The 12,948-nt window shown below is 30.4% G+C and carries 14 protein-coding genes; 5 read left to right on the forward strand and 9 right to left on the reverse strand.

Annotated features, from left to right (window positions below):
- Nucleotides 1-168 precede the first annotated feature (168 nt).
- A complete protein-coding gene (locus tag L1S47_RS13235; protein WP_238884009.1) occupies nucleotides 169-1,458 on the forward strand; it encodes a VTT domain-containing protein in 1,290 nt (429 codons plus the stop codon).
- Between the two features lie 64 nt (nucleotides 1,459-1,522).
- On the opposite strand, the gene L1S47_RS13240 is transcribed toward L1S47_RS13235, so the two are convergent.
- Nucleotides 1,523-1,921: a MerR family transcriptional regulator gene (locus L1S47_RS13240; RefSeq protein ID WP_238884010.1), complete on the reverse strand. Its 399-nt coding sequence runs from the start codon at nucleotides 1,919-1,921 to the stop codon at nucleotides 1,523-1,525.
- A gap of 170 nt (nucleotides 1,922-2,091) precedes the next feature.
- Between L1S47_RS13240 and L1S47_RS13245 the strand changes: the two genes are divergently transcribed.
- Complete coding sequence (locus tag L1S47_RS13245) at nucleotides 2,092-3,075, forward strand: oxidoreductase (protein WP_238884011.1); 984 nt, start codon at nucleotides 2,092-2,094, stop codon at nucleotides 3,073-3,075.
- Between the two features lie 58 nt (nucleotides 3,076-3,133).
- Here the strand turns inward: L1S47_RS13245 and L1S47_RS13250 are convergent, their stop codons facing one another.
- Nucleotides 3,134-3,757: an HAD family hydrolase gene (locus tag L1S47_RS13250; protein ID WP_238884012.1), complete on the reverse strand. Its 624-nt coding sequence runs from the start codon at nucleotides 3,755-3,757 to the stop codon at nucleotides 3,134-3,136.
- A 179-nt stretch (nucleotides 3,758-3,936) separates the two neighbouring features.
- Between L1S47_RS13250 and L1S47_RS13255 the strand changes: the two genes are divergently transcribed.
- Complete coding sequence (locus L1S47_RS13255) at nucleotides 3,937-4,872, forward strand: phosphotriesterase (RefSeq protein ID WP_238884013.1); 936 nt, start codon at nucleotides 3,937-3,939, stop codon at nucleotides 4,870-4,872.
- Between the two features lie 109 nt (nucleotides 4,873-4,981).
- Here L1S47_RS13255 and L1S47_RS13260 read toward each other — a convergent pair whose 3' ends face one another.
- Nucleotides 4,982-5,728 (reverse strand): EFR1 family ferrodoxin, encoded by a 747-nt coding sequence (locus L1S47_RS13260; protein WP_238884014.1) that lies wholly within the window; start codon nucleotides 5,726-5,728, stop codon nucleotides 4,982-4,984.
- 116 nt (nucleotides 5,729-5,844) lie between these two features.
- On the opposite strand from L1S47_RS13260, the gene L1S47_RS13265 reads away from it, so the two are divergent.
- A complete protein-coding gene (locus L1S47_RS13265) occupies nucleotides 5,845-6,384 on the forward strand; it encodes a TetR/AcrR family transcriptional regulator (RefSeq protein ID WP_238884015.1) in 540 nt (179 codons plus the stop codon).
- A 51-nt stretch (nucleotides 6,385-6,435) separates the two neighbouring features.
- On the opposite strand, the gene L1S47_RS13270 is transcribed toward L1S47_RS13265, so the two are convergent.
- From L1S47_RS13270 to L1S47_RS13280, 3 genes are all read right to left on the reverse strand, one after another.
- Nucleotides 6,436-7,062 carry a flavodoxin family protein gene (locus L1S47_RS13270; RefSeq protein WP_238884016.1) on the reverse strand — a complete coding sequence of 209 codons (627 nt, stop codon included), beginning with the start codon at nucleotides 7,060-7,062 and terminating at the stop codon, nucleotides 6,436-6,438.
- Nucleotides 7,063-7,181: 119 nt separating this feature from the next.
- Entirely contained in the window at nucleotides 7,182-8,630 is a 1,449-nt protein-coding gene (locus tag L1S47_RS13275) for an MDR family MFS transporter (RefSeq protein WP_238884017.1), read from the reverse strand.
- A gap of 157 nt (nucleotides 8,631-8,787) precedes the next feature.
- Nucleotides 8,788-9,210, reverse strand: coding sequence for a pyridoxamine 5'-phosphate oxidase family protein (locus tag L1S47_RS13280; protein ID WP_238884018.1), 423 nt, complete (start codon nucleotides 9,208-9,210; stop codon nucleotides 8,788-8,790).
- 120 nt (nucleotides 9,211-9,330) lie between these two features.
- Here L1S47_RS13280 and L1S47_RS13285 point away from each other — a divergent pair, with 120 nt between their 5' ends.
- Complete coding sequence (locus L1S47_RS13285) at nucleotides 9,331-10,266, forward strand: YafY family protein (protein WP_238884019.1); 936 nt, start codon at nucleotides 9,331-9,333, stop codon at nucleotides 10,264-10,266.
- Between the two features lie 93 nt (nucleotides 10,267-10,359).
- Here the strand turns inward: L1S47_RS13285 and L1S47_RS13290 are convergent, their stop codons facing one another.
- The 3 genes from L1S47_RS13290 to L1S47_RS13300 form a co-directional block, all read right to left on the reverse strand.
- On the reverse strand, nucleotides 10,360-11,205 hold the full coding sequence (locus L1S47_RS13290) for a (Fe-S)-binding protein (RefSeq protein ID WP_238884020.1): 846 nt from the start codon (nucleotides 11,203-11,205) through the stop codon (nucleotides 10,360-10,362).
- A gap of 99 nt (nucleotides 11,206-11,304) precedes the next feature.
- The gene (locus L1S47_RS13295; RefSeq protein WP_238884021.1) at nucleotides 11,305-11,742 is read right to left on the reverse strand and encodes a MarR family winged helix-turn-helix transcriptional regulator; all 438 of its coding nucleotides are present in this window, start codon (nucleotides 11,740-11,742) and stop codon (nucleotides 11,305-11,307) included.
- Between the two features lie 118 nt (nucleotides 11,743-11,860).
- Nucleotides 11,861-12,946: a hypothetical protein gene (locus L1S47_RS13300; protein WP_238884022.1), complete on the reverse strand. Its 1,086-nt coding sequence runs from the start codon at nucleotides 12,944-12,946 to the stop codon at nucleotides 11,861-11,863.
- Nucleotides 12,947-12,948: the final 2 nt, after the last annotated feature.

A 12,948-nucleotide genomic window follows, 5' to 3' on the forward strand; every position in this document is an offset into this window, starting at 1 on the left:
TTTTCTATATCTAAACGCGTATAATCTTCATATCATCAAATATCAGGATTTTCTTATCCTAATTAATATTTAATTATTTTCTAATAATATTTTAATCTTTATGTATGATAATAATTGAGAAGAACTGATTTATATATATTTAAAGTGCATAATTAAGGATGTGATACTTTGCACACTGTATTAGAATTAATTAATCAATATGGATATATGATTTTATTTTTTGCTTTAACTTTAGAATTAATTGCCTTCCCTCTACCTGGAGAACTTATAATGACCTATTGTGGGTTTCTTGTATATGACTCTAAAATGAGCTGGCCTTTAAGCATATTAGTAGCATCTTCAGGAGCAGCCTTAGGAATAACAATTTCTTATTTTGCAGGAACTAAACTCGGATTAAACTTTTTTAAGAGATACGGTTCATATATTCATCTTGGGCAAGAAAGACTAGAAAAAACCTCATCATGGTTTAATTCCTATGGAAATAGATTGTTGATTTTTGCTTACTTTATTCCTGGAGTTAGACATATAACTGGCTACTTTTCAGGAATAACACAAATATCTTATAAAAAGTTTTCTACTAATGCATATGTTGGAGCACTAATATGGGCATCTACTTTTATTTCCTTAGGTAAATTTCTAGGGCCCAATTGGGAAAAATTCCATGGCTATATATCAAAATATCTACTTATCGGAAGCTTAGTTATTCTAATTATTTTGGTTATTATTTATTCTTATAAGAATCATAAAGATCAAATAATAGAATTCGCCTATAAGTATATGGCGAAAGCTCTCACTACATTTCATTCTCTGGGAAGGATAAAGGTTACTATAGCTTTTATCTCTGTTGCTTTTTTAGGTTTTTTCGCTCTTGTAATTGGATTAATTCAAGACTACTTAGCCAATGAACTTCAACAATTTGATAGGATTACTACTTACTTAGTAAGTGTAGTTTTTGATGAAAATTGGGACTTTTTAATAAGCCTTCTAAGTTATTTGACTTCTATTAAAGTAATCATTCCATTAATATTTCTTATGATTATATATATTGCTAGAAAAGGCATTGATAAGTTTCTTGAAATACGATTTTTGCTTATTACAATTGTTGGTGGAGAGGTCTATCTATCAATCCTAAGATATATTTTTAAACGTATAAGTCCATCATCAAATATATTAGGAAATATTCAATATAGCTTCCCTAGCAAGGAATCGTTAATAGCGATAATTACGTACTCTTTTATTACCTTTATACTAATACGTCACGCTAAGAAAACTTGGATTAATACTGCACTAGTTTTAATAACCATATTAGTTTGTATTTTATCTGGTCTTAATCCACTATATTTTCAAACTGAATATCCAAGTGATGTATATGCAGGATATATTTTCGGTGGTGTATGGGTATCTTTAAATATTATTCTACTTGAAATATATAGAATAATGCCTAAAGTAAAATCTTAAAAAGGTAATATAAAAGCAATCTAGAATTACTCATTCTAGATTGCTTTTATACTTTAATAAAGTATTATTTCTTTTTCTCATTCAAAATCTTTCTTAGTTCATCCTTTGTAATCTTCTCATCATAATAATCTAACTTTAAGTCTACTAAATTAAGAAGTTCATTATACTTCTTTAACTGTTCCTCTATTACATTTTTTTGATCAAGTATTATCTTACGCCTTTCCGATATAGTATCTTCACCCTTAGCACAAAGATCAACATATTTTTTTATATAAGCAATAGACATTCCTGTTGCTCTCATGCAATCAATAATCTGAATCCATCCTAAGTCATCCTCTGTATACAATCTTCTACCACTCTCATTACGCTTAATTGATGGGATTAACCCTTCCTTTTCGTAGTACCTTAATGTATAAGATGATATATTAAACTTTTGGGATACTTCTTTTATTGAGTAACTCATACACTCACCCCTTAAGAATAATCTTTGTTTTAACTAAAATATAGTACTCATTATAAACGTTGTTATAATTAAAAATCAACTTCTATAAAATCCCCATTGACTTAGAGTGTACTCTAAGAAATATACTTATATCATCATGAAAAATTTGATTTATAGAAAGGATGAATACTATGGATAAAACCATTCAAACACCAATAAACTCAGAATATAACTTTTATACAACTGCAAAAGAAGTTATTAAAGGAATAACCTTACAGAGTAAAGTTGCAATTGTTACAGGAGGGTACTCGGGAATTGGGTTAGAAACAGCTAAGATATTAGCAGAAGCTGGGGCTAAAGTGATAGTTCCTGCAAGAAGCATTGAAAAAGCTAAAGAAGCAGTGAAAGGAATTGAAAAAATTGAATTAGAAACCCTAGATCTTATGGATCCTAATTCTATTGATGCCTTCGCTGAAAGATTTTTAGCCTCTGGAGAACAATTAGATATTTTAATAAACAGTGCAGGAATAATGGCACCTCCTCTAATGAGAGATAAAAGAGGATACGAGTCTCAATTTGCTACCAATCATCTTGGACACTTTCACTTAACTGCTAAACTTTGGCCAGCCTTGAAGAAATCTGGAGAGGCAAGAGTTATTGCTGTATCTTCTAGAGCCCAACGTTTAGGAGGTGTTAAATTCGAAGATCCAAACTTTCAAAATACTGAATATGATAAATGGAAAGCTTATGCTCAGTCTAAATCAGCAAATGTGCTTTTTGCCGTAGAGCTTGATAGACTGGGTAAAGAGTATGGAGTAAGAGCATTTGCAGTCCATCCTGGATTAATTCCAACAACTGATTTAGGAAGATTTTCTGAAGACGGGAAAGTCGCTCCAAAGCAAATAGAAAGTAACAACAAAAAACTTAATGAAAATAAAAATGCTGATGCGTTTAAAAATATTGAGCAAGGAGCAGCTACAAGCGTTTGGTGTGCAACCAATCCTAAGCTTGAAGGATTAGGGGGAGTTTACTGTGAAGACTGTAATATAGCTGAAGCTGTTCCATCAGATAGCTTGAAAGGAAATGGGGTTCGTCCATGGGCTATAGATTCTGAACTAGCTAACAGGCTATGGCAGCTTAGTGAAAATCTTACTGGTGTTAAATTTAACATATAATCTACTATAGCTTTACAGAAAAAGAAGAATCTAAAATAAATAGATTCTTCTTTTTGCCTCATATAAACATTAATAAATCCTGAAAGTTATCAATAACATAATCATATTCTTCAACATCCCCAAAACCATATCTTGCATAAACAAAAGGTATACCTGCAACTTTTGTTGCTTTTAAGTCTCCTTCGGTATCTCCTACATACACAGAAGCCTTTAAATTATTTCTTTCTATTATTAATTTAATGTTTTCCCCTTTATTTAATCCAGTATTTCCAGAACTCTCATGATCTTTAAAGTACTTCTCAAGTCCATGATACTTATAAAACGCTTCTATATACCCACACTGACAGTTGCTTACAATGAATAAATCATACTTCTTTGATAATTTTTCTAATGTTTCCTCAACTTTATCATATAAGATTGCTCCACTCTGTTCCAAGTGTTCACATTCTCTTTTGCAACAATCTTCCATTATTTCAGCCTTCTTAGCATCATCAAGGTATGGAAATAGCTTTTTTCCAACCTCTTCTTGAGTTAATCCCATTATACCTTTCATATCATCAATGGTTAATTTATTATTTACCTCATCATATTTATCTAAAGTTTTATTCCAGCAATCTATAATACTGCTTGTTGAATCCCATATAGTTCCATCCAAATCAAAGATAATACTATCTAATTTCATATTTCCTCCTATCTATCAAGACTCTATAAATTTATTACTATAATATTTTCAATTATAGCATAACTCATTCGTATATATTCATACGCATAATTAGTCCACTTAATATTATTAACTTGAGCCTATACGACTATAAAATTAATTGGTATAATGTACCAAAGGTTGTAGTTAGGAGATTTTTTATGATTAATACTGTTTTAGGAAAGATAAAGTCCTCTCAATTAGGCATTACTTTAATGCATGAACATATAATATGGGATTGGAGTGGTGCCAAGAATACTAGAGAAAATCTATATTCTCTTGAGGAAGTTGTTACTACCATGGAACCTTATCTACTTGAATTAAAGAAACTTGGGTGTCAAACATTAGTGGAGGCTACTGCGTGTGGATCTGGAAGAGACGTTGAGGTTTTAAAGGCTTGTGCTGAAAAAACAGGTCTAAATATAATAACAAATTCTGGAGCATGGGATGGTGGAAAACATAGAGGTAAATTTATACCTGATGAGATTAAAAATAGAGCTATAGATGAAATTTCAGCAGCTTGGATTAATGAATTTGTAAACGGAATAGACGGTACAAGTATTTATCCTGGCTTTATTAAACTAGCTTTAGGTGACGAAGGTTTTATTTCAGAATTACAGGAAAAGCTCTTGAGAGCTGCAGCTAGGACAAGTCTTGCTACAGGTTTACCAATAGAATGTCATATAGGTTCTTCCAAAAGTGCAATTAAGGCAGTAGAAATTATCGAAGAAGAGAACCTTCCTTTTGATAAGTTTATATGGTTACATGTAGATTGGTCAAATGACTATCCAACGGTATATAAACTAGTTAAGAAAGGTATATGGGTAGAAATTGATGCCATTAGCGCCTTCCCTGAACCTTATGAAATACAAATAAATCTTTTAGAAAAGCTTATTAGTGATAATCTAATTGATCGATTATTAATATCACAAGATGCAGGCTGTTATGAAATTGGAGTAGTTAAGGATAGTAAACTAAGATCTTATAACAATATATTTACCAAATTCATTCCTATCTGTAAATCAAAGGGGATCTCAGAAACAGTTTTCAATAAAATTCTTATAGAAAACCCTACTAAAATATTAAACATTGAGTAAAAAATCTATTAAATATATTTTAGAAGGCTGAGTAGTATAAACTCTAATTCATACTACTCAGCCTTTTATTTCAGTTATTGATATAATTCCCTAGGAAATTATATCAGTACTAATTATTTGCATTTATTATTTCTTTTAAAGTAACATTTTGATTAATAAATCTTGCTGTACCTTTTTCCTTTTTAAGTCTTATGGCTCTTTGCGGACAATTATGTGCACAAGCCAAACACTGCTGGCAATTATTATTGAATACAGGCTTTCCTTCTACTTTTATGTTATTAACCGGACATACCTTTTCACAGGTTTTACACCCATTACAACTATCTTCCACTATAAAATTCTTTTGAAATTCATTGTCATAAGTTAATTTTTTATTTAATCTTCTAATACCTTCAGCAATAATAGAATGCTTCTTTATATACTTTTTTTCTTCATTAATTTCTTTGATTATTCTATTTATATTTTCTTCAATATTCTTCTTAGGTTCACTTTTCTTTTGTTTTTCCATATCAAATCCTGGAAGATAATTATCAATCATTAGCAGTTGATCTATATATGAAAATTCTATTCCATTTCTTTTCCCAATCTCAAATAAATGCCTAGTTGCTGATGCTGCATACATTCCATAAGTAGCTATTCCAAATATATAATTGCTTTTAAATTTAGCTTTACTTAAAAACTTTTCTACTAGTTTAGGTACTCCACCATTATAAACGGGAAATACTATTCCTATTTTTTCGTCTTCAAAGTCATATTTTCCTTCCTTTATTAGTTTTGGAATTGAATAATACTCATCCCCTATTCTCTTTGCAACATATAAATTGTTTCCTGACGCTGTAAAATATAATATTTTCATAATATCCTCCTAATTTGCTGTTACATTTGTAACGCTACTTTTTGTATAGTATAATGTAGCTATAAAAACATTTCAATAGTACAAGTACGAAACGTTACAAAAGAGAGGATATTGTTATGGCTAATAAAAAAAGTAACATGCAAAATAAGCTAACTAAGGAAAGTATTTTTACTGCTCTTATGATTCTAATGGAAAACAAGCCTTTTAATGAGATTTCTATTACTGAAATAACAAAAAAGGCTGGTGTGTCAAGAATGGCCTTTTATAGAAATTATTCTGTTAAAGAAGACATTATTAATACTTATATAGAAGAACTGTTTCAAGAATACTTTAGCGAGATAAAACCACATGAAGATAAATTTAACTATGAAAATGTTCGATTATACTTTTCGTACTTTAGAAAACATGATAAGTTGATTTCCAACTTGATTAAATCAAATTTATCCAATATGCTCCTTGAGAAATGTATAGAAGCTTTTTATGTTTTATCTCAAGATATTTCATGTAATAGATCCTATCCTCCTGAAAAACAGAAACTATGGATTGCGCTTTTAGTAGGTGGACTATACAATGTATTAATTGAATGGGCAAAAGATGGAATGAAACAAAGTGATGAGTATATGGCTCAAACAGTATGTGAATTTATGAACGAGTAATTATAAAAAAGCAATCAGTATAATATTGAATTATACTGATTGCTTTCTATATTAACGTATGAAATTAGTGCCTTGTCTTGGTTCTCTTTCTGGTAACTTAACTCCATTTTCTTTTCCTACTTGTATGCACTTTAAAAGCCATGCCATATTTCTACCTAAGGTTCTCATTGTCTGCATCCCTTCTAAATCTTGAACCACTTCCTCTGGTGTATTTCCATGAACCATATTCCAATATTGAGAAGATACCACTGGCATATTAGATATAGTAAAATATTTATTTAATTGATCAAAAGCTGCAGTTGATCCTCCACGACGGCAACTTACAATCGCAGCTCCTGGCTTGTTTTCAAAGCAGTTTCCTGCATAAAACACTCTATCTAAGAATGATGTAATTAATCCTGATGGAGCTGCATAATGAACAGGTGATCCAAATATAAGTCCATCAGCTTCCTTAATCTTCTCTAACGCGATATTTACAGTGTCATCATTAAACACACATTTTCCATCACCATTTCTACGACATCCACCACATGCCATACAACCACGTATAGGTTGACTTCCTACATGGAAAATTTCTGTTTCTATATTTTCTTTTTCTAGTTCCTTTGCCACTTCACTTAACGCAGTATAAGTACAGCCTTTAGCTTTTGGACTTCCATTAATAAGTAATACCTTCATTTTATTCACCTCATATAATATAAATACACTCTATCCTTATTATAAATATGATTACTAGCTTAAAGAAAGTATGCACTTTTTTGTAACATAGTAACTAAATAGAAAGTAATAAAATATTCTTATACCTCTTTGACATCTTTAGGTATTATAGCTGTTAAAACTAATGATAATACACTTATTGCTATAAATATAACAAATAAAACATGTAGTGAACTACTCAAAGAAAGCTTTACTTGCTCCATAGTTACTGCACCATTAGTAGAAACTAGTTTATATAAGTTACTTGGATCTACTCCACTAATTCCACGATTAGTAAAGTACTTGACTATGTACAAGTTAAATATACTTCCAAATACACTTACACCTATTGTTTGTCCTATTGTTCTAAGCAATGAATTTGCAGCAGTCGCCGCACCTCTTTTATTATATTCCACTGATTCTTGTATAACTATAGTAAGTATAGTAAATGCTCCACCGAAACCAAAACCCATTATAGTTGCATATATCATTACCAATAATAGTGATGAATTAATACTTAGAGTAGGTAGTAATATTGTGCTAATTAATAATATTACATTAGATATAAATATTACTGCTTTTGCCCCATATTTTATTATTAATTTTCCTAGTACTACTGAAGCTATAAGCCAAGATACTGACATTGGTGCAAGTGATAAGCCTGATATTTTAGCATCAAATCCTAATATATTTTGAATATATATAGGCATATATACATTTGCTCCTATAAGTACTGCTGACGCTAGAAAGCTTATTAAATTCACTAATGTAGTTGTTTTTGTAAATATATCAAAAGGAATGATCGGTTCTTTTGCTTTTCTCTCAACCATATAAAATATCACTAAAAGTACAACCGTCAATATCATAGATATAATAATAAATATATTGTAATTAATGCTTACTTTTTCACCTGATAAGAAGATATTTAAAAATATAACCATTGCTAACGATAATGTAATGATTCCTGCAAAATCTATATTATGCTTTTTCTTTTCAAAGTTTTCTTTTAAATTCCTTTGAAGAAGTATTATTGATAATATACCAAAGGGTAGGTTTATAAAGAATATCCAATGCCAAGATAGAGTATCTATTAATACCCCTCCTAGGAAAGGGCCTAATAGACTCGCAATTCCCCATACAGTTCCAATACTTCCTTGAACCTTTGGCCTTTCTTCTAATGTAAATACATCTCCAACTATTGTATATGTTACTGTAAATATTGCTCCTGCTCCTAACCCCTGAATCGCACGAAATGCTATTAGCATATACATACTCTGAGATAATCCACACAATGAACTTCCAACTAAAAATATTATTATTCCAATTGTAAGCATATTTTTTCTTCCATATAAATCCGATAACTTACCGTATATCGGTGTAGAAATTGCAGATGTTAATAAATATACTGAAAAAACTAAACTAATAATTTCAAATCCTTGTAAGTCTTTTACTATAGTTGGAATAGCTGTGGTTACAACTGTTCCTTCTACTGCGCCTAAAAACATTGCTACCATTAATGCTATTACTATACTTCTCTTTTTCGAATTCATTTCTTAAATTCCTTCCTTATTATAATCCTTAGCTTTAAGTATAAATTATACCCTATAATTTAATACATAACAATTAACTCAACCTTCCCCTGAGTAAATCAATATGGGAAAGCTGAGTTTCTTATTAATTGAACTTAAAACCCTTATTATTAAAATACTATAATGTTACTTTACCAGTTTTATTTGGTCCTAATATGACATTTGCCTCATTAAATTTAATTTCATAAAAATCTAAAATATGTCCTGAATTTGAAATTAGCCCTTCTTGCTCTGGGAATTTTTTTATAATTATAGACTTTATTTTATCTATATCACCCTCACATTTACTTACTGCAGCATCTGCTACCCTTATTACCTCGCTTGTCCCATCTGGAATTGTAGTAAATGATACCTTGTTATTTTTCTCTAATTCAATAGTTTTTTGAGTTCCTTTGAAAGTTAGAAAATAAATGACTCCTTGATTTTGAGCATCATAACTATAAGATAAAATTCTAACATTAGGTAAATTGTCTTTTGAAGTTGCTAGAGCAATATTTTTACTTTCTTCCATCAGTCTATTAAATTCCTTTAAAAAATCCATTTTCATTCTCCTTTTGTATATAAATTTTCTACTCACTTATACTAACACATGAAACCATGACAACTATATGTCATGGTTATGTGCTATAATTAAAAAAAAATTATTTTTAAGGTGATGTAATTGAAAATAGACAGATTAATATCCATTGTTATGATTCTACTTGAACGCAAAAAAATTAGTGCCACAAAGCTAGCAGAAATGTTTGAAGTTACTCCAAGAACAATATATAGAGATATTGAAACCATAAATATGGCAGGTATCCCAATTGTCACTTATCCTGGAGTTAATGGTGGTATAGGGATTATGGAACAATATAAAATAGAGAAAAAGCTCTTTACCCTATCAGATATTCAAGCATTATTAATTGGACTTGGAAATATTCATTCATCTATTCAAAGTGAAGAAATCCTTAATACAATCGCAAAAGTAAAAGGATTAATTCCAGAAGAACAAATTGGTGATATTGAATTAAAATCAAATCAAATTAGTATTGATCATTCCCCTTGGTTTGGAAACAAAAAAGTTTCCTTAAATGTAGAAGAAATAAAAACAGCTCTAAGTGAGAATAAGTATGTATCCTTTGATTACTCAGATCAAGAAGGGAATAAGAGTCAAAGGAAAGTTGAACCTTATAGGCTGATTTTAAAAAATTCAAACTGGTACTTACAATGTTACTGCATCACTAGAGAAGATTTTCGTATATTTAGACTATCTCGTGTTTCATCACTACAAGTTCTTAATGAAACTTTTATACCAAGGGAATTTGATTATACACCTTTAGAGGTATCAAAAGATGTAGAGAAAATGTACATAACTATAAAGCTTCTTATTGATAAATCACTACGACACCTAATGATAGACTTTGCTGGTGAAGAAAACATAAAACCCTATAAGGATAATAAGTTCATAGTTTACTTGAAATTTATCGAAGACGATTATTGGTATAACATGCTGCTTAGAATGGGGGATAAATGTGAATGTTTAGAGCCTGAGCACGTACGTTTAGAGGTTATTAGAAGAATAAAAAATATGCTGAAAATTTATGAAACAAGTTGATACACCGATTTCTTAAGCACATAAAAACCTTGGGACATATGTAGTACTCCAAGGTTTTTAATTATATATTCATAATAACTGTACAATAATATTTTATTTAACTTTCATTGGATTTCTTCCTTCGCAAGGAACTCCAGTTTGACACAAGCCGCATCCAGACCCAAACTTTGGATCTCCACCATAAGATTCTGATAGCTTACTTGATTCTTCTCCATATACATGCATATAGCATTTTATCTTATCATGTCCATCTTTAGTAATTGCACCAACAGGACATCTTTTAATACATGCTCCACATATACCTTTACTGCATAAGAGGCAATTTTCAGTATGGCTCTTAGCTACTCTAACATCCGAAGTTAGTTTTAATTCTGTCACAACTGAAATTAACTTCACGGCTATTCCTTTTTCTGTGATAAATGCATCATTTATAGAAAATGTACCTAATCCAGCAACATATGCAATATGCCTTTCAGACCAATTTGAGGTTGGTCCTGAGCTATCCCTCTGTATTTTAAACCACTCTGACTTGTGTGGCGATATAGTCCTATACCCCATTTCGCCCAAATAATTTTCTAAATACTTAGCAAACCCATTAATAAACACTTCATCTCCAAATGTACGCGTTAATGCCCACTCCTTTGAACCAAATTCCTTTTGTGCTCTATTACTTTTCCTAATTTTCTCATTTATAGGAAGTACAATACTTATAACAGTTCCGCCCTTATAACTACCTTCTCCAAATGCTAATTCGAAGGCTTCCTTTGGCGTAAAGTGATGCTTTCCTATTATTTTTTTGTACTCATTAAATAATGGGTCATCGGCATTGGCAAATTTTATAATTGGTTCCTCATAATAAGTATCATTAATTTCTTCAAACCAATTTTCTTTACTTTCCCTAATGTATCTTTTAATTTCATTTTTAATTAGATTCTCCATATTAAATCCTCCATTATTTAATTACTTTTAAATATTCAATAACTACCTAATAACTAATACTTATCTTTTAGTGTATATACACTATACGCATTAAAAAAATTAAGGCACTAATGCCTCAATTTTAGAAAGCAATGTTGTAAAAGTATCTAAATTATCTTTTCCTAAATATTCTTCTAAGAAATTCTGCGCTTTTTTCCAATGCTCTTCAGCACTTTTATAAGTCTCAATTCCTTTTAAGGTTAGCTTAAGCTGCCTATTTCTAGACCCCTTTTTAGATATATCTTCAATAAGTCCACTTTGCTCTAAAGGTTTTAAATTTCTAACAAGCGTAGTCCGATCTAATCTAATTAATAATGCTAAATCACTAACACTTATTGGTCCTGATTGATTTATATGTTTAAGTAATGAATATTGCCCTATTTTTAAATTACTTGGAGCAAGAAATTCATCATAAACTTCAGTAACTGCTTGTGAAGCTCTTCTAATATTTAAGCAATTACAAGACGCTGAGGTTTTTTCATAAATATTTCTATCCATATTATCACCTTTTCTTTTCGTGTATTTACACTATTAAAATGATACCTCCATTCAGTCCTTTTGTCAATATATAAGAACAGGCTAATAAATAACCTGTTCTTATATTAAATGAATTATTCTACTTATAATGTCTTAAAATGAAATATCCGATTGCTATAAGGAAAGCCATTCCCAAAAGAAGCTTTATCAAGCTTGTAGGAGCATCTCCTTGTACTTCTCCAGTCTGTCCATTTATAATATACCTATACACCTTATTTTTATATGTATAGGAAGAAATCCAAACTGGAACTAGAATATGCTTAAACTTTATATCATTATAGCTTGTTGATATATTAATATCTCCTATCTTTTCGCCTTTATTATTCTCTTTTATGTATGACATTATATCTTCATCAACACCTTTTTTTGCATTTTCCCATCCTTCTTTTAGTCCAATACTATACTTCTCAGCTGCAAAACCAGAAAGAAATTTAGGGTCATATGCAACAAGCTCCTTTAAGTGGAAAGGTTCTAGTTCCTTCATGAGCTTCTCATCTATTTGTTTAGATGCGTTTATTAGGATATCATCATAATACTTAGAATATTTACCATTCTTAGTTTTCCATATCATCTTTTTTACTGTTCTTTTTTTAGTATTGCCATCAACCACATAATTCTCAGTAATATGCTGATTATTGCCTACTTCAATGGAGTAATCTGAAATAGTATCAACGTCATATGTCCAAAAAGGAATATATATCCCCGTCATCTTATCATTCTTATAGCTGGTTCTTAATGCTTCAGGAGCGTATGGTCTTTTCTTTATCCAATCAGAAAACATTTCATTTGCCTTTTTTTCTGAAATCTTAAAAGGAATTAGTGACTCAGGTGCTATTCCTATAGTTGCTTCATTTTTAACCGTATATGCTGAACCACAAAAAGAACATTTAGTTGCAACTTCTAGATTATTAAATACAACTTCACTGCCACAGCTTGTACATTGAACTACTTTGGTTTCAATTCCCCAATCTTTTGATGCCATATCTTCTGCTGTTTTAAAATCATATTCTTTAATATGCTTATCTTGGGGTAATACCTCTTGACTATTATTACAATATTCACATTTTAATGTTTGCGATTCTGGATCAAATTTCATGTTTGCTCCGCATCCCTGACAAACATAATTTTGAACTTCACTAATATTTTGACGTGAGTTATTTTCCATAT

Origin of the sequence: Clostridium sp. YIM B02551 (assembly GCF_022324735.1) — a bacterium.
Lineage (GTDB): Bacteria > Bacillota > Clostridia > Clostridiales > Clostridiaceae > Clostridium_T > Clostridium_T paridis.